The organism is Mesorhizobium sp. L2C066B000 (genome assembly GCF_000502335.1).
Lineage (GTDB): Bacteria > Pseudomonadota > Alphaproteobacteria > Rhizobiales > Rhizobiaceae > Mesorhizobium.
The window spans coordinates 22,851-38,233 of sequence record NZ_AYWZ01000011.1 but is presented as its reverse complement, the minus strand read 5'-3'; the positions used below and the strand labels follow the sequence as shown (position 1 = coordinate 38,233).

Below are 15,383 nucleotides of genomic sequence, written 5' to 3'. Positions count from 1 at the left end.
GTGGCTTTGCCTCAGCCGTGCGCGAGCACGGCCAGCAGCAGAAGCGCCACGATGTTGGTGATCTTGATTGCCGGGTTGACCGCCGGGCCGGCGGTGTCCTTGTAGGGATCGCCAACCGTGTCGCCGGTGACCGAAGCCTTGTGCGCTTCGGACCCCTTGAGGTGCTTGACGCCGTCCTTGTCGACAAAACCGTCCTCGAACGACTTCTTGGCATTGTCCCAGGCGCCGCCGCCCGAAGTCATCGAGATGGCGACGAACAGGCCGTTGACGATGACGCCGAGCAACGAGGCGCCGAGTGCCGCAAAGGCGGACGCCTTGGAGCCCGAGATCAGCTGCACGCCGAAATAGACGACGAGCGGCGCCAGCACCGGCAGCAGCGAGGGGATGATCATTTCCCGGATCGCCGCCTTGGTCAGAAGGTCGACGGCGCGCGCATAGTTTGGCTTGGAGGTGCCGGCCATGATGCCCGGATCCTCGCGGAACTGCTTGCGCACTTCCTCGACGATGGCGCCGGCCGCACGGCCGACGGCCGTCATGGCGATGCCGCCGAACAGATACGGGATCAGACCGCCGAAGATCAGGCCGGCGACGACGTAGGGATTGGAGAGGTCGAAGGAGACATCGCCCATGCCCTGGAAGTACGGATATTTGTCGCCATTGGCGGCAAAGAACTTCAAATCGTTCGAATAGGCCGCAAACAGCACCAGCGCGCCGAGGCCGGCCGAACCGATGGCATAGCCCTTGGTCACCGCCTTGGTGGTGTTGCCGACCGCGTCGAGCGCGTCGGTGGAGTGGCGCACTTCCTTGGGCAGGCCGGCCATTTCGGCAATGCCGCCGGCATTGTCGGTGACCGGGCCGAAGGCGTCGAGGGCGACGATCATGCCGGCAAGGCCGAGCATGGTGGTGACCGCGATCGCCGTGCCGAACAGGCCGGCGAGCTGGTAGGTCGAGATGATGCCGCCGACGATGACGATTGCCGGCAGTGCGGTCGATTCGAGCGACACCGCAAGTCCCTGGATGACGTTGGTGCCGTGACCGGTCACCGAGGCCTGGGCGATGGAGTTCACCGGGCGCTTGTTGGTGCCGGTATAGTATTCGGTGATCACCACGATGAGACCGGTCACAACGAGACCGATCAGGCCGCAGATGAACAGGTTCTTGCCGATGATGGTCATGCCGGCGACGGTGCCGACCTCGCCCCAGCCGACGGTTGCCGAGGTAGCGACGCCGAGACCGACGATCGACAGCAGGCCGGTGACGATCAGGCCTTTGTAGAGGGCGCCCATGATCGAGCCGTTGGAACCGAGCTTGACGAAGAAGGTGCCGACGATCGAGGTCAGGATGCAGGCACCGCAGATAGCGAGCGGATAGAGCATCGCCGCACCCAGAGCGGCGGTGCCGCCGAAGAAGATGGCAGCCAGCACCATGGTGGCAACGACGGTCACCGCATAGGTCTCGAAGAGGTCGGCGGCCATGCCGGCGCAGTCACCGACATTGTCGCCGACATTGTCGGCGATGGTGGCCGGGTTGCGGGGATCGTCTTCGGGAATACCGGCTTCGACCTTGCCTACGAGATCGCCGCCGACGTCGGCGCCCTTGGTGAAGATGCCGCCGCCCAGACGGGCGAAGATCGAGATCAGCGATGCGCCGAAGCCGAGCGAAACCAGCGCATCGATGACGATGCGGTCATTGGGCTGCAGGCCCATCGGGCCGGTCAGGATATAGTAGTAAATCGACACGCCGAGCAGCGCGAGGCCAGCCACCAGCATACCGGTGATGGCGCCCGACTTGAAGGCGATGTCGAGACCGGCGGCGAGGCTGTTGGACGCCGCCTGCGCGGTGCGCACATTGGCGCGCACCGAGACGTGCATGCCGATGAAACCGGCGGCGCCAGAGAGCACGGCGCCGATCAGGAAGCCGACCGCGGCGGTGATCGAGAGCAGCCACCAGGCGAGCACAAGCACGACCACGCCGACGATGGCGATGGTGGTGTACTGGCGCGCCAGATAGGCTTGCGCGCCTTCGCGGATGGCGGCGGAGATTTCCTGCATGCGTGCGTTGCCCTGATCGGCTGCAAGAACCGATCGTGTCGCCCAGATGGCGTAAAGGATTGAAAGCAAGCCGCAGGCGATGACGGCAGAAATGATGGTCATTGCCGAATTTTCCTCGATTGATGGCCCAAAAGAACCCCTCCCTGGGCCGTTGGTGCGGGGAGCGGATAAGCCTAGGCGGAATCCGTCCTTCGCAGCGGTGTATGCGAAACAGGGCTCGGAACGTCAAGATATTGTTCGGTTTTTGCCCCGCTTTCAGCCAAAAGGTTTAGGCCAGAACATTCCCGTGGCCGATGCCTTGCTATTAGATCGGTTGAAATGACGCTGCGTCAGTCAATGCTTTGCCCGCAGTCCAGCGAAGGTCAGTCGCCAGTCTCCTGCCCCATCTTGCGCGCCGTATAGCGCTCGATGGCGGACAGTCCGTCATAGATCAGCACCGCCAGCGCCGCGACGATCAGGCCGCCTTGCAGGACGAAGGCGAGATTGTTGGACAGCAGGCCGGCGATGATCACCTCGCCCAGCGTCTTGGCGGCAACCGTCGAGCCGATCGTCGCCGTGGCCAGGCTGATCACCACCGACAGCCTTATTCCGCCCAGAATGATCGGCGCGCTCAGCGGCAATTCGACCTTGACCAGTCTTTGCCAGCCCGTCATGCCGGCGCCGCGCGCGGCCTCCATGATGTTGCCCGGCAGCGTTGTGAGGCCGGTCAGCGCGTTCTCGAAGATCGGCAGCAGGCCGTAGAGGAACAGCGCAATCAGCGTCGGCTTCTCGCCGAAACCGACGGCGGGTACCCCCAGCGCCAGCACCGCCACCGGCGGAAAGGTCTGGCCGATATTGACCAGGCTGCGCGACAGCGGCAGGAACTCGGCGCCCGCCGGCCTGGTGACCAGGATGGCGAGTGCGACCGCAACGATGGTGGCGGCGACGGTGGCGATCAGCACGGTCCTGAGATGCAGCAGCGTGAGCGTCAGCAGGCTGCCCTGATTGTAGATCGCCGGCGCATTGTTTTCGGTCAGCGGCTTCAACAGCGGCTCGAACCAGCCGGGATTGGTGACGAAGGCTATGAGAAGCACCACCAGGGCAAGCCTGAGCAGCGAAGGCAGCCAGGCTTTTAGACCGGCCCCTTTCATGCCGGCCTCGCCGCGCGCTTCACCAGCCCGTCGACGGTGACGCGGCCGAGCAGCTTGCCGTCTTCGCCCTTGACCGGCAGCGCCGGCCGGCCCGACCACAGAAGCTCGGCCAGCGCGTCGCGCTGGCTGGCGTCGCCTGGGATCGCCTCGCCTTCGGCAGTCCCCTTTTCCACGGCGTCGCGCACGCGGCCGAGCGACAAGAGCCGGAACGGCTTTTCGCTGGCGCCGACCAGGGTTTCGACGAAGGCGTTCGCGGGCCGCGCCAGGATCTCTTCCGGCTTGGCGTATTGCACCAGCTTTCCGGCATCCATGACGGCGATCTTGTCGCCCATGTGGACCGCCTCCTCCATGTCGTGGGTAACGAGGATGATGGTGGTGCCGAAGCGCTTCTGGATTGCCAGCAGGTCCTCCTGCGCCTTGGTGCGGATGATCGGGTCGAGTGCGCCGAACGGTTCGTCCATCAGAAGCACATTGGGCTCGGCGGCGAGCGCGCGGGCGACGCCGACACGCTGCTGTTGCCCGCCGGACAGTTCGTGCGGGTAGCGCGGGCCATAGGCCTCGGGGTCGAGCTGGTAGAGTGTCATCAACTCATCGACGCGGGCCTTGATGCGGTCCTTGTCCCAGCCCAGCAGGACCGGCACGGTGGCGATGTTCTGCGCAACGGTGCGGTGCGGGAAGAGGCCGTGGCCCTGGATAGCGTAGCCGATGCTGCGGCGCAGCTCGTAGCCGGGCAGCGTGCGGTTGTCGTTGCCGTCGAGCTTGATGACGCCGGCGGTCGGCTCGACCAGCCGGTTGATCATTCGCAGCAGCGTCGTCTTGCCGGAACCGGAGGTACCGACAATGACGCAAACCGTGCGCGGCTCGACGACCATGGACACGTCGTTGACCACGGTCGTCGCGTCATAGCGCTTGGTAATGCCTTCGATCTCGATCATGCCGTTTCAACCATGCGCCTGGTGGCGGTCATTTCGATTACTGCGTCGAGGATGATGGCCGCGGCAAAAGCCAGCGCCACCGTCGGCACGGCGCCCAGCAGCACCAGGTCCATCGCCGTCTGGCCAACGCCCTGAAACACAAACACACCGAAGCCGCCGCCGCCGATGAGTGCGGCGATGGTGGCCAGGCCGATGTTCTGCACCAGCACGATGCGGATGCCGGTGAGGATCACCGGAAAGGCCAACGGAAACTCGACGCCGAACAGGCGCTGGCCATCGGTCATGCCCATGCCGCGCGCTGCATCATTGGCCGCGCGGGGTACGCCGGCAAGCCCGACCACGGTGTTGGCCACCACCGGCAGCAGCGAATAGAGGAACAAAGCCACGAAGGCGGGCGCGGTGCCGATGCCTCTGATACCGAGCGCTGCGGCACCCGGAACATGCGCGGCGACCCAGCCCAGCGGCGCGATCAGCAGGCCGAACAGCGCGATCGAGGGTATGGTCTGGACGATGTTGAGCACATTGAGCACGCCGGCCCGCAACCGTTCGACGCGGTGGCACAGGATGCCGAGCGGCAGGCCGACGATCACCGCCGCCGCCAGCGACCCCAGCGCCAGTGTGATGTGCTTGGAGCCTTCGGCCCAGAAACTATCGGCGCGGTTTGCATATTCCTTGAGGATCGACAGGCTGTCCCACTGCCCCGATATCAGCAACAAGCCGACGGCCAGCGCCGCGAGGACGAGCACGCCGATGCGGGCAGGTGGCGACAGGTTGAGCCTGGTCAGCACGTCGGCGAGCAACAATGTGAAGGCAAAGATCAACAGCCAGAACCCGGAAGCCGGCGAGATGCGGGCGAAGGTGTTGCCGGCCGGCATCAGGAAGGTGCCGGCGACACCGATCAGGATGGCAAGGGCGGCGAGCGCCACGACGCTTGCGGCCAGGCGCAGGACAAGCGGGGTTTTCAGCAAGGCAACAATTGCGGCCACGACGACGATCGCCAGCAGTAGCGGCCCGACTGTGGCCGGCAGCGCCTCCAGGATCGAGCGCGCCTGACCGGGAACGATACGATTGGCGCGGAAGGTGGCGAACGGAGCCAGAAACGCCGCATAGGCAACGATCGCCGCGATAACCATGCCGAGCTTGTCGAAACGCAGGGTCATGGATGCCCCTCATGAGGAGCGATTTTCCACGTTGCGCAGACTACGCTGGTGATCGGCGCAAGCCGACGCGAAATCCGATCTCCCTCTTTGCGGGGGAGATGGCCGGCAGGCCAGAGGGGGGTGTGAAGGATCGCCAGCTTTCGAGCGTCGGCTTGTTCAGAAGCAACCCTGTCGAGGCACGCACCTGCTACCGGTTGTGAGGTCGGCGGGACAGCACCCCCCTCTGTCCTGCCGGACATCTCCCCCGCAAGGGGGGAGATCAGCAGCTTCCAGAGAGGGGTGTCTCGCACCAGCGTCACGATCAGCTATGCGCTGACTACTTCAAAAACCCGTTCTTCTTCAAAAAGTCCTCGGCGACACCCTTGACCGGCTCGCCGCCGACCTGGACGCGGCCGTTGAGTTCCTGCAGCGTGACGAGGTCGAGCTTGGCGAACACCGGCTTCAACAGCGTCTCGATCTCCGGATGCTCTTTCAGCACCGCTTCGCGGATGATCGGCGCCGGCTGGTAGACCGGCTGCACGCCCTTGTCGTCGGCGAGCACGACCAGGCCGGACGGCGCGATGCCGCCGTCGGTGCCGTAGACCATGGCGGCGTTGGCGCCGTTGGTCTGGTTGGCGGCAGCACCGATTGTCGCGGCGGTGTCGCCGCCCGAAAGCGTGATCAACTGCTCGGGCTTCAGCGTGAAGCCGTAAGTGGTCTGGAACGCCGGCAGGGCTGCCGCCGAATTGACGAACTCAGCCGACGCCGCCAAAACCACCGTGCCGCCGCCGGCGACGTATTTGCCGAAGTCGGTCAGGGTTGCCAGCTTGTTGGTCTCGGCAACCTCCTTGCGCAGCGCGATCGCCCAGGTGTTGTTGGCCGGTGACGGCGACAGCCAGACGATCTTGTTGGCATCATAGTCGAGCTTCTTGGCGGTCTCATAGGCCTTGGCGGCATCCTTCCAGACCGGATCGTCGGCCTTCTCGAAGAAGAAAGCGGCATTGCCGGTGTACTCGGGATAGATGTCGATCTCGCCGGCAGTGATCGCCTTGCGTACCACCGGCGTGCCGCCGAGCTGGATGCGGTCGGTGGTCTTGATGTTGTTGGCGTTGAGCACAAGCTGGATGATGTTGCCGAGCACGCCGCCCTCGGTGTCGATCTTCGAGGAGACGACCACCTGGGCATTGGCGGAGGCGGCCGTGATGCCGAGCGCCAACGCCGCGCCGGCCAGAATCTTGACTGAAAACATTGTGAAAACCCCTTGCTTTGGACCGAAATGCGGTGGCCGCATATGAGCATGGCTTCAACGCCCCGTCGGGGCACACGGTTTCATAACAATGGGTACAGACGCAATAATTTTGTGCGGTCGCCGCGATTTCGGCCGCCGCCATGCTGACACGTCGTGCCAAGCCAAAGATAGAACCGGATCAGGCGCGGGCTTTGCGCGATCCGGTCAGTTTGAGCGCGCCAAGGGCGACGAAGCAGAGGGCGACGACCGGGAAAACCAGCCAGTTCAGCATCTCCCAGCCCCAGGCATTATAGATGGCGCCCGACATTAGCGAGGCGAAGGCGACGGAGCCGAACAGGACGAAGTCGTGGAAGCCCTGCACCTTGCTCTTTTCGGACGGATGGTAGCTGTCGGCGACCATGGAGGTGGCGCCGATGAAGGCAAAATTCCAGCCGAGGCCAAGCAGGATCAGCGCCGTCCAGAACTGCCACAAATGCAGGCCGGACAATGCCACCGCGGCGCAGCCGATGAGCAGGACCAGGCCGGTGGCGACGATGCGTTCGGCGCCGAAGCGATGGATCAGCGATCCGGTGAAGAAGCTCGGCGCAAACATCGCCATCACATGCCAGGAAATGCCGAGCGTGGCGTCGTCTGTCGACAGGCCGCAGCCGACCATGGCCAGCGGCGCGCCGGTCATGACGAAACTCATCAGCGCATAGCTGCCGACGGCGCAAAACAGCGCCGCGACAAAACGCGGCCGGGTGACGATATCGGACAGCGGCCGGGCGTCGCTTGACGCGACTTCCGCGTGGCCGGGAGCCTTGGCCGGGATGCGCAGGAATGACAGGATGATGGCGCCGGCCGCCGCCAGAACCGGAATGGCCACGAACGAGCCGGCAAACATCACCGGCGCCAGCAATTCGCGGGTGAAGATGACGATCTGCGGCCCGAGGATCGCGGTGATGACGCCGCCGGCCAGCACGAAGGAAATGGCGCGCGCCTTGAATTCGGGCGGAGCATTATCGGCGGCGGCGAAGCGGAACTGCTGGACGAAGGCGCCGCCGACGCCGATCACCAGCAGCGCGAAAGCGAACAGCCAGAAGCTGGCGTGGAACAGTGCCAGCGTGGAGATGACGCCGCCAAGCGCGGTCACGATGGTGCCGGTCATGAAGCCGCCGCGCTGGCCGAGCCAGCGGATGATGGCCGCGGCCGGCAACGCGCCGAGCGCCACGCCGATGTTGAAGCCGGTGATTGGCGCCGTTGCCAGCGACTTATCGGGGCCAAGCAGATATTGCCCGGCCAGCCCGCCCATGGAAATGGCAATCGGCGCGGCCGAACCGATAATCGCCTGCGACGTCGCCAGGATGATCGCCGTGCGGCGCGCGTCCCGTGCTGCGCCGGCGACGGTGCCGGTCACAATGCGTCCTTGCCGCGCCCCTCGCCCCGCACCCGGCGCGACACACGGTCGAGCACGGCGTTGGTCAGCTTCGGCTCGTCTTCCTCGTAGAAGGCCTTGGCGATGTCGACATATTCCGAAACGATGACGGCCACCGGCACGTCGTCGCGCTTCATCAGTTCGTAGACGCCGGCGCGCAGGATGGCGCGCAATGTCGAATCGAGTCTGGACAGCGGCCAGTCTTCCGTCAGCGCCTGGCGTATGATCGGATCGATGGTCGTCTGGTTCTCGACGACGCCGGCCAGGATTGCGCGGAACCACTGCGCGTCGGCCTCGCGATAAAGCGCGCCGTCGACTTCCTTGCCGAGCCGGAACGCCTCGTATTCGGCGGTGATCTCGAAGACGCCGCTGCCGGCCACGTCCATCTGGTAAAGCGCCTGCACGGCGGCCAGACGGGCGGCGCCACGCTTGTTGGCGTGGCGTATCGCGGGCTGGCCGGGCGAAGCGGGTTCGCTCACGATTGCGCTCCCAGCTTCTCCTTGAGCGCGATCATGGTCAGCGCCGCGCGCGCGGCAAAGCCGCCCTTGTCGCCCTCCGAGCGCTTGGCGCGCGTCCAGGCCTGCGCGTCGTTCTCGGTGGTCAGGATGCCGTTGCCGATCGCAATCGCTTCCTGCACCGAGAGATCCATCAGCGCGCGGCTCGATTCATTGGCGACGATGTCGAAATGATAAGTGTCGCCACGAATGATGGTGCCGAGCGCGACAAAACCATCATAGTCCTTGCCGCCCTCGCCCATGCCGTCGAGCGCAAAAGTGATCACTGCTGGAATTTCCAGCGAACCGGGAACGGTGACGACGTCATAGGTCGCGCCGGCTTCGTCGAGCGCGCTCGTCGCGCCGTCGAGTAGCGCGTCGGCAAGATCGTCATGAAAGCGCGCCTCGATAATCAGAAGGTGGGCCTTCTTCTTCGGGCGAATGAACGCTTTGCCGTGTTGGGATGTGCCTGCCATGAATGTCTCCGGGGGTAGCCGGTGACTTAGGCCGAAGCGGTCACATTCGCAAGCTTTGTCCGACGCTCAGGCCCGGTCTAATTTCCCAGGGGGGCTCAAAGCCCCTCTTTCACCGCCTCGACCAGTCGCGCGGCGTAGCGGGCCATGGTGTCGATCTCGAGGTTGACCTTGTCGCCCACCTTGCGCTCGCCCCAGGTCGTCACGGTCAGCGAATGGTGGATCAACAGCACGTCGAAACGGGCGCCTTCGACCTTGTTGACGGTAAGCGAGGTGCCGTCGAGTGCGACGGAACCCTTGGGCGCGATGAATTTCGCCAGTTCGCGCGGCGCCTCCAGCGTGAAGCGCACGGCATCGCCCTCGTCCTTGCGCTCGACGATTTCGGCCATGCCATCGACATGGCCCGACACGATGTGGCCGCCGAGTTCGTCGCCGATCTTCAGTGCCCGCTCGAGATTGACCTTGGTGCCTGATTTCCAGCCCGACGCCGTGGTCAGCCTCAGTGCCTCTTCCCAGGCTTCGACCTCGAACCAGCGGGCATTCGAGCCGCCATCTGGCAGCGCCGTCACCGTCAGGCAGACGCCACCGCAGGAAATCGAGGCGCCAATAGCGATGGTCGCGGGATCATAGGCAGTGTCGATGCGCAGGCCGACGCCTTCGCTCAGCGGCTTGATGGCCGCGACAGTGCCGATATCGGTGACAATTCCAGTGAACATTTCAGATATCTCTCACCCATTCGGCATAGCTGTCTTCCCCGAAGCGCATCTCGCGCAATTTGCGGAAGCCTGCCGGGATATGGTTGGCGTCGATGGGCGATGCAATGCCGCCCTCGCCGATCGCTTCCGGTCCCTGGAACAGCACGATGCGGTCGACCAATCCCTCGGCGAGGAAGGCGCTGGCCACCTTGGCGCCGCCTTCGACCAGAACGCTGGCCATGCCGAGCGCGCCGAGATCCTCGAGCAGTTCCGGCAAGGCAATGCCGCCTTCATGGGTTTCGGTGCCGATGAAGCGCACACCGGCACGCTCCAGCACCGACCGCCGCAGCGGGTCGGCCTCCAGGCTCGCGGCGATATAGAGCGGCACCCGGTCGATGCCGGAGACCAGCTTCGAGGCTTCGGGCAGCCTGATCTGGCGGTCGAGCACGATGCGCGCCGGCGAGCGGTTCTCCAGCCCCGGCAGCCGCACGGTGAGCGCCGGATCATCCTCCAGCGCCGTGCCGATGCCGACCAGGATGCCATCGGCTTCGGCGCGCATCAGATAGACTTCGCGGCGGGCGACATCGCCGGTGATCGCGACCTGGCCGGCGCCATGCCTGCCGATCTTGCCGTCGCTGGAAAGCGCAAGCTTCAGAGTCACTTCCGGACGCTTTTTCAGGGATCGAATCAAATAGCCGGCCATCTGCTCGGCGGCTTCCTCAACCAGCACCTTTTCGACCACTTCGATGCCGGCGGCGCGCAGGATGGCATAGCCCTTGCCGGAGACGCGCGGATCGGGATCGCTGGCGGCGCCGACGACCCGCGCCACTCCGGCATTGACCAGCGCGTTGGCGCAAGGCGGGGTGCGGCCATGGTGGGCGCAGGGCTCCAGCGTGACATAGGCCGTGGCGCCGCGCGCCAACTCGCCGGCTTCAGCCAACGCCTCGGTCTCGGCATGCGGCCGGCCGCCGACGGCGGTGACGCCGGTGCCGACGATCGTCGGCCCGGCGCCATCGTCGCGAACGATGATGGTGCCGACGGAAGGGTTGGTCGACGTGCGGCCGGCATTTCTGCGCGAGAGCCTCAGCGCTGCGGCCATGAAGCGGCGATCGAGGGCCTGCTGATCGGCCTTCCCTGACGTTTGGCTTGCCATGCTCAGCCGGCGTCCTCTTCGCTCTTCAGCTCGTCGCCTTTGAGTTCGTCACCTTTGAGCTCACCCAGCACATCGTGGAAATCCTTGGCCTCGCGGAAATTGCGATAGACAGAGGCGAAGCGGACATAGGCGACGTCGTCGAGCGACTTCAGCGCTTCCATGACGAGCCGGCCGACCTCGCCCGAGGCGATTTCAGTCTCGCCGGAGCTTTCGAGCTGGCGCACGATGCCGGTGACGGCGCGGTCGATGCGCTCGGGATCGACATTGCGCTTGCGCACCGCGATCTCCACCGAACGCAAGAGCTTGTCGCGGTCGAACGGCACCTTTCTGCCGGACTTCTTGACCACAACGAGATCGCGCAGCTGGACGCGCTCGAAGGTGGTGAAACGGCCACCGCAATCGGGACAGACGCGCCGCCGGCGGATCGCCGCGCCATCCTCGGCGGGGCGCGAATCCTTCACCTGCGTATCTTCGGACTGGCAATAGGGACAGCGCATAGAGAGCCTTCAGGTTGGCGATTCTGGCGGAACGATAGGCTTAGAGGTTTTTGCCGGGACGGCAAAGGTTCGGCAACGGCCGCTCGCGCCCTCAGAGATAGCGAGGCGGGAGGAAAATTGCCAGCCGCGCCAGATAGGTCAGGGCGCGACGTCCTTGGTCGGGAAGCCGCAGGACGTTCCGAGGTTGCGGTAGGCCTTGGTGAAGCCATCCATCGGGATGCTGGCGACAGCCTGCTTGCCGAACGTCACATCGAGCGAGATGACCTGGCGCATGGCCCGCAGCAAAGCGAGACTGGTCTTGACCTGGTTGTCGACGGTCCAGCTCGGGCGGCCGGCATCATTGGAATAGACGGTCGCGGAAACCTTGACGCCGGGGTCGCCAAAGGTCGCGGCGATCTTCTTGCCGGTCGGCAGGTCCTTGTTGGCGATCGTGAACATGATCGCCGGATAGGCATCGGGCGGCAGGGCGTCGCCAGTCGAGATCGAAAGCGTCAGCGTGCCGGCATTGCCGTTGCCGTCGAGAAAGGCCGTGGAGGCCGCACAGGTCTTGTGCGAATCCTGGCCGGTGTCGAGCGCATCAATGATGGTGGTCCACCTGCGAAAGGTGTTGGTGCCCGGGATATCCGTGCCCGGCTGCGTCTGCTCCTGGGCGATCGCGCCCGACACGGCGACAGCGGCAAGCGAGCCGAGAAAGGCCAGAACGGCAGGATGGAACATGCGCATCGTCAGATCTCCAACAGGCCGCGCCGCCCGAACAGCAACCGGCGCAGAGCGCGGGATAAAAGACGAAGCGCCGCTGGCGGTCAACCGAGATAGGGATAGAGCGGGAAACTATCGGTCAGCGCCACGACCTTGGCCTTCACCGCCGCCTCGACCGCCGCATTGCCTTCGTCGGAATTGGCGACCTTCAGCCCGTCCAGCACTTCGGCGATCAGCTTGCCGATCTCGCGGAACTCGGCATGGCCGAAGCCGCGCGTGGTGCCGGCCGGCGTGCCCAGACGCACGCCAGAGGTGACGAAAGGCTTTTCCGGATCGAACGGGATGCCGTTCTTGTTGCAGGTGATGTTGGCGCGGCCGAGCGCTGCCTCGGCGCGCTTGCCGGTGGCGTTCTTGGGCCTGAGATCGACCAGCATCAGATGATTGTCGGTGCCGCCGGAGACGATGTCGAGGCCGGTTTCCTTGAGGCTCGACGCCAGCGCCTTGGCGTTGGCGGCGACGCTCTCGGCATAGAGTTTGAAACTCGGCTTCAGCGCCTCGCCAAAGGCGACCGCCTTGGCGGCGATGACATGCATCAGCGGCCCGCCCTGCAGGCCGGGGAAAACCGCCGAGTTCATCTTCTTGGCGATGTCCTCGTCATTGCACAGGATCATGCCGCCGCGCGGGCCGCGCAGCGACTTGTGCGTGGTTGTGGTGACCACATGGGCGTGCGGCAGCGGTGACGGATGCACGCCGCCGGCAACCAGGCCGGCGATATGGGCCATGTCGACCATCAGATAGGCGCCGACCGCATCGGCGATCTCGCGAAAGCGCTTCCAGTCCCAGATGCGCGAATAGGCGGTGCCGCCGGCCAGGATCAGCTTCGGCTTGGTCTCATGCGCGGTCTTTTCGATCGCGTCCATGTCGAGCAGATGGTCGTCCTTGCGCACGCCGTAGGAAACGACCTTGAACCATTTGCCGCTCATGTTGACGGGCGAGCCGTGCGTCAGGTGGCCGCCGGAATTCAGGTCGAGGCCCATGAAGGTGTCGCCGGGCTGCAAGAGCGCCAGGAAGACCGCCTGGTTCATCTGGCTGCCGGAATTCGGCTGGACATTGGCGAAGTTGCAGCCGAACAGCTTTTTGGCGCGCTCGATGGCGAGTTCCTCGGCGACGTCGACGAACTGGCAGCCGCCATAATAGCGCTTGCCCGGATAACCCTCGGCGTATTTGTTGGTCATGATCGAGCCCTGCGCCTCGAGCACGGCGCGCGAAACGATGTTTTCCGAGGCGATCAGCTCGATCTCGTGACGCTGGCGGCCAAGCTCGTTGCGGATCGAGCCGAAGATCTCCGGATCGGCATCTTCCAGCGTGGTTTCGAAGAACGATTCGAACTTGTTCGACGCTGCCGCTGCAGTTGCCATCGCCTGAAATCCTTCGGTTCGGGGCATTTATCTATGCATATCGTTGCCCCGAAACCGCTGCACGGTTCCGGGCGACATGCATTGCCGCGCCATTAACACAGTTGTTTTCGCCTCGCCACGTTTGCAGCGCGAAATTTGCTGGCCGGATTGCGCCAGAGCGGCCCTGAACCGCTATTTTCGCTCCTGCCGCCCCTGCAGCAAGGCTTCGGTGAGCGTGATCTCGGTAAACAACGCCCTCGCCGTGTGGTCGTTGATCGCGCCGCTGCTTAACATGTCGCGCACGGCGGTGCGCTCGGCCTCGATGCCGGCAAGCCGCATTTCGAGCTCCAGCCGCCCGGCTTCGCGGGCCTCGGCCCGGGCGTCATCGGCCTCGTCCGAAGTGGCGATGCGGCGCCGGTAGCCGGCGACGATGTTCTCGGCGGCGGCAAGCCTGGCGCATGGCCAGCACCACCAGCCCCGCCTCATGGGACTTCGAACGGAAAGGCCACCTTGCGGTGGCCTTTCCTAAATGAGATCAGCCGCTTAGAGCGAAGAGGTGATCTGCAGTTCGCTGGCGCCATCGAGCGCGTAGACATCGTCGCGGAACTGCACGACGCCCGGACCCGTCGACCAGGCCGACACATAGAGGAAGTGGACCGGAACCGGGTTGACGACCTGCACCGGCGTGTTCTCCCCGGTCTTGATGGTCGCCTCGAAATGCTGGCGATCCCAGCCGGGCGTGTCGCGCAGGATCCAGGTGACGAGGTCGCGCACGTTCTGCACGCGCACGCAGCCCGAGGAATCGAAGCGCATCATCTTGCCGAACAGGCTTTGCTGCGGCGTGTCGTGCATGTAGACGCCGTCGGGGCTGGGGAAGTTGATCTTCACCGAGGCCATGGCGTTGCCGGAACCCGGATCCTGGCGGAAGCGGTATTTTGCGGCATCATCCGTCGACCAATCGACAGTCATCGGATCGACTTCGCTGCCATCCGGCGCAAACAGGCGGATATGGCTGTCCTTGAGATAGTCGGGGTTCTTCCGCATCAGCGGAATGATGTCTTTACGCACGATCGAGACCGGCGCGTTCCAGTAAGGATTGACGATGATCTCGTTGATCTTGGAATTGACCACCGGGGTCTGGCGGTCGATCTTGCCGACGATTGCGGTGTGGCGCAGCACGACGCGATCGTTCTCGACCGCCTCGATCTGTGCCGCCGGGATATCGACCAGCACATAACGGCTGCCCAGCGTGCCGGCCTTTTCGCGCAGGCGCTCCAGATTGGTCTGCAGCTGACCGAGGCGGATCTGCGCCGAAACGTTCATCGCGGCATAGGTGTATTTGCCCATGGCGCCGTCGGCCGGCAGGCCATGGCGCGCCTGGAAGCGCTTGACCGCGGCGTCGACGTAGGAATCGAACGACGTCGAAATGCCGGCGCTCTGCGCCAGATCGCCCGAAACCATCAGCCGCTTGCGCAGCGGCACCACGTCCGGATCGTCGACGCCAAGCTGCAGCTTCTTTGTCGCCGGCACCTCGCCCCAGCCGCCCTGGGCGACGATGTTCTGATACTGCGCCACAGCCTGTTCGGTGAAGGCAACCGTCTGCAGGCTGAAGATCGGCAGCGTCGAGGCGACCTTGCCGCCTTCGGAGGCGCGGGCATCGAACTGGTCGTCCCAATTGCCGCGGTTCGACGATTTCAGGATATCATCGATGACATCCTGCGCGCTGGCGGCATTGGCAACCATGGCCACGGCGAGCGCGGAAGCTCCGGAAAGAAAAAAGCGGCGGCTGGTTCTCATGGACGTTCCAGACATTCTTGTCGTGTTTGGCTTCTAGCGTTTGGCTGTTGCAGCGTTCGGCTACGTGCTCGATCTTGGGCGATATCGCCCGCACTCTAAAGTTGGCACTGTTAACAATTAGCCAACCATGACCTGCATCACTGAGCCGTGAAAAGCGGACCGCGATGCGACCTTACAGGCGCGCGAACAGCTTCCGCCGCCGCATCACCCGCCTCCTCGCTTCCACCGCGAATATGGCGGCAACGTGGCTTACGCCGAAT

15 protein-coding genes are annotated in these 15,383 nt (G+C 64.6%); all 15 read right to left on the bottom strand.

Translation table 11 applies throughout. The features are described from left to right. Positions 1 to 11 precede the first annotated feature (11 nt). Positions 12 to 2,153, bottom strand: coding sequence for a sodium-translocating pyrophosphatase (locus tag X733_RS145410; protein ID WP_023689501.1), 2,142 nt, complete (start codon positions 2,151 to 2,153; stop codon positions 12 to 14). A gap of 260 nt (positions 2,154 to 2,413) precedes the next feature. Next, entirely contained in the window at positions 2,414 to 3,181 is a 768-nt protein-coding gene (locus X733_RS145415; RefSeq protein ID WP_023819345.1) for an ABC transporter permease, read from the bottom strand. Continuing rightward, positions 3,178 to 4,116: an ABC transporter ATP-binding protein gene (locus tag X733_RS145420; RefSeq protein WP_023819344.1), complete on the bottom strand. Its 939-nt coding sequence runs from the start codon at positions 4,114 to 4,116 to the stop codon at positions 3,178 to 3,180. Before X733_RS145420 ends, X733_RS145415 begins: the two co-directional genes overlap by 4 nt. Further along, entirely contained in the window at positions 4,113 to 5,276 is a 1,164-nt protein-coding gene (locus tag X733_RS145425) for an ABC transporter permease (RefSeq protein WP_023819343.1), read from the bottom strand. Before X733_RS145425 ends, X733_RS145420 begins: the two co-directional genes overlap by 4 nt. Positions 5,277 to 5,592: 316 nt before the next feature. Next, a complete protein-coding gene (locus X733_RS145430) occupies positions 5,593 to 6,504 on the bottom strand; it encodes an ABC transporter substrate-binding protein (protein ID WP_023689505.1) in 912 nt (303 codons plus the stop codon). Between the two features lie 178 nt (positions 6,505 to 6,682). After that, a complete protein-coding gene (locus X733_RS145435; RefSeq protein WP_023819342.1) occupies positions 6,683 to 7,900 on the bottom strand; it encodes an MFS transporter in 1,218 nt (405 codons plus the stop codon). Next, complete coding sequence (nusB, locus tag X733_RS145440; protein WP_023682390.1) at positions 7,897 to 8,397, bottom strand: transcription antitermination factor NusB; 501 nt, start codon at positions 8,395 to 8,397, stop codon at positions 7,897 to 7,899. The genes X733_RS145435 and nusB overlap by 4 nt, the downstream gene beginning before the upstream one ends. After that, complete coding sequence (ribH, locus tag X733_RS145445) at positions 8,394 to 8,888, bottom strand: 6,7-dimethyl-8-ribityllumazine synthase (RefSeq protein ID WP_023693260.1); 495 nt, start codon at positions 8,886 to 8,888, stop codon at positions 8,394 to 8,396. Before ribH ends, nusB begins: the two co-directional genes overlap by 4 nt. A gap of 95 nt (positions 8,889 to 8,983) precedes the next feature. Next, positions 8,984 to 9,601: a riboflavin synthase gene (locus X733_RS145450; RefSeq protein ID WP_023669353.1), complete on the bottom strand. Its 618-nt coding sequence runs from the start codon at positions 9,599 to 9,601 to the stop codon at positions 8,984 to 8,986. Between the two features lies 1 nt (position 9,602). Then, complete coding sequence (ribD, locus tag X733_RS145455) at positions 9,603 to 10,733, bottom strand: bifunctional diaminohydroxyphosphoribosylaminopyrimidine deaminase/5-amino-6-(5-phosphoribosylamino)uracil reductase RibD (protein ID WP_023819341.1); 1,131 nt, start codon at positions 10,731 to 10,733, stop codon at positions 9,603 to 9,605. Positions 10,734 to 10,735: 2 nt separating this feature from the next. Beyond that, positions 10,736 to 11,230: a transcriptional regulator NrdR gene (nrdR, locus tag X733_RS145460; protein ID WP_023669351.1), complete on the bottom strand. Its 495-nt coding sequence runs from the start codon at positions 11,228 to 11,230 to the stop codon at positions 10,736 to 10,738. Positions 11,231 to 11,368: 138 nt separating this feature from the next. Continuing rightward, positions 11,369 to 11,953, bottom strand: coding sequence for a hypothetical protein (locus X733_RS145465; protein WP_023819340.1), 585 nt, complete (start codon positions 11,951 to 11,953; stop codon positions 11,369 to 11,371). Positions 11,954 to 12,033: 80 nt separating this feature from the next. Further along, on the bottom strand, positions 12,034 to 13,347 hold the full coding sequence (glyA, locus tag X733_RS145470) for a serine hydroxymethyltransferase (RefSeq protein WP_023819339.1): 1,314 nt from the start codon (positions 13,345 to 13,347) through the stop codon (positions 12,034 to 12,036). Positions 13,348 to 13,518: 171 nt separating this feature from the next. Beyond that, positions 13,519 to 13,812, bottom strand: a complete 294-nt coding sequence (locus X733_RS145475; protein WP_023819338.1) for a hypothetical protein — start codon at positions 13,810 to 13,812, stop codon at positions 13,519 to 13,521. A gap of 57 nt (positions 13,813 to 13,869) precedes the next feature. Beyond that, positions 13,870 to 15,123: a L,D-transpeptidase family protein gene (locus tag X733_RS145480; protein WP_023682396.1), complete on the bottom strand. Its 1,254-nt coding sequence runs from the start codon at positions 15,121 to 15,123 to the stop codon at positions 13,870 to 13,872. Between the last annotated feature and the right edge of the window lie 260 nt (positions 15,124 to 15,383).

Excerpts from the sequence above, each read along its gene's own strand:
- ribD (WP_023819341.1), bottom strand. The coding sequence starts at position 10,733 with ATGGCAAGCCAAACGTCAGGGAAGGCCGATCAGCAGGCCCTCGATCGC.
- X733_RS145425 (WP_023819343.1), bottom strand. The coding sequence starts at position 5,276 with ATGACCCTGCGTTTCGACAAGCTCGGCATGGTTATCGCGGCGATCGTT.
- glyA (WP_023819339.1), bottom strand. The coding sequence starts at position 13,347 with ATGGCAACTGCAGCGGCAGCGTCGAACAAGTTCGAATCGTTCTTCGAA.
- X733_RS145465 (WP_023819340.1), bottom strand. The coding sequence starts at position 11,953 with ATGCGCATGTTCCATCCTGCCGTTCTGGCCTTTCTCGGCTCGCTTGCC.
- X733_RS145450 (WP_023669353.1), bottom strand. The coding sequence starts at position 9,601 with ATGTTCACTGGAATTGTCACCGATATCGGCACTGTCGCGGCCATCAAG.
- nrdR (WP_023669351.1), bottom strand. The coding sequence starts at position 11,230 with ATGCGCTGTCCCTATTGCCAGTCCGAAGATACGCAGGTGAAGGATTCG.
- X733_RS145415 (WP_023819345.1), bottom strand. The coding sequence starts at position 3,181 with ATGAAAGGGGCCGGTCTAAAAGCCTGGCTGCCTTCGCTGCTCAGGCTT.
- X733_RS145430 (WP_023689505.1), bottom strand. The coding sequence starts at position 6,504 with ATGTTTTCAGTCAAGATTCTGGCCGGCGCGGCGTTGGCGCTCGGCATC.
- X733_RS145475 (WP_023819338.1), bottom strand. The coding sequence starts at position 13,812 with ATGAGGCGGGGCTGGTGGTGCTGGCCATGCGCCAGGCTTGCCGCCGCC.
- X733_RS145420 (WP_023819344.1), bottom strand. The coding sequence starts at position 4,116 with ATGATCGAGATCGAAGGCATTACCAAGCGCTATGACGCGACGACCGTG.
- ribH (WP_023693260.1), bottom strand. The coding sequence starts at position 8,888 with ATGGCAGGCACATCCCAACACGGCAAAGCGTTCATTCGCCCGAAGAAG.
- X733_RS145480 (WP_023682396.1), bottom strand. The coding sequence starts at position 15,123 with ATGAGAACCAGCCGCCGCTTTTTTCTTTCCGGAGCTTCCGCGCTCGCC.
- X733_RS145410 (WP_023689501.1), bottom strand. The coding sequence starts at position 2,153 with ATGACCATCATTTCTGCCGTCATCGCCTGCGGCTTGCTTTCAATCCTT.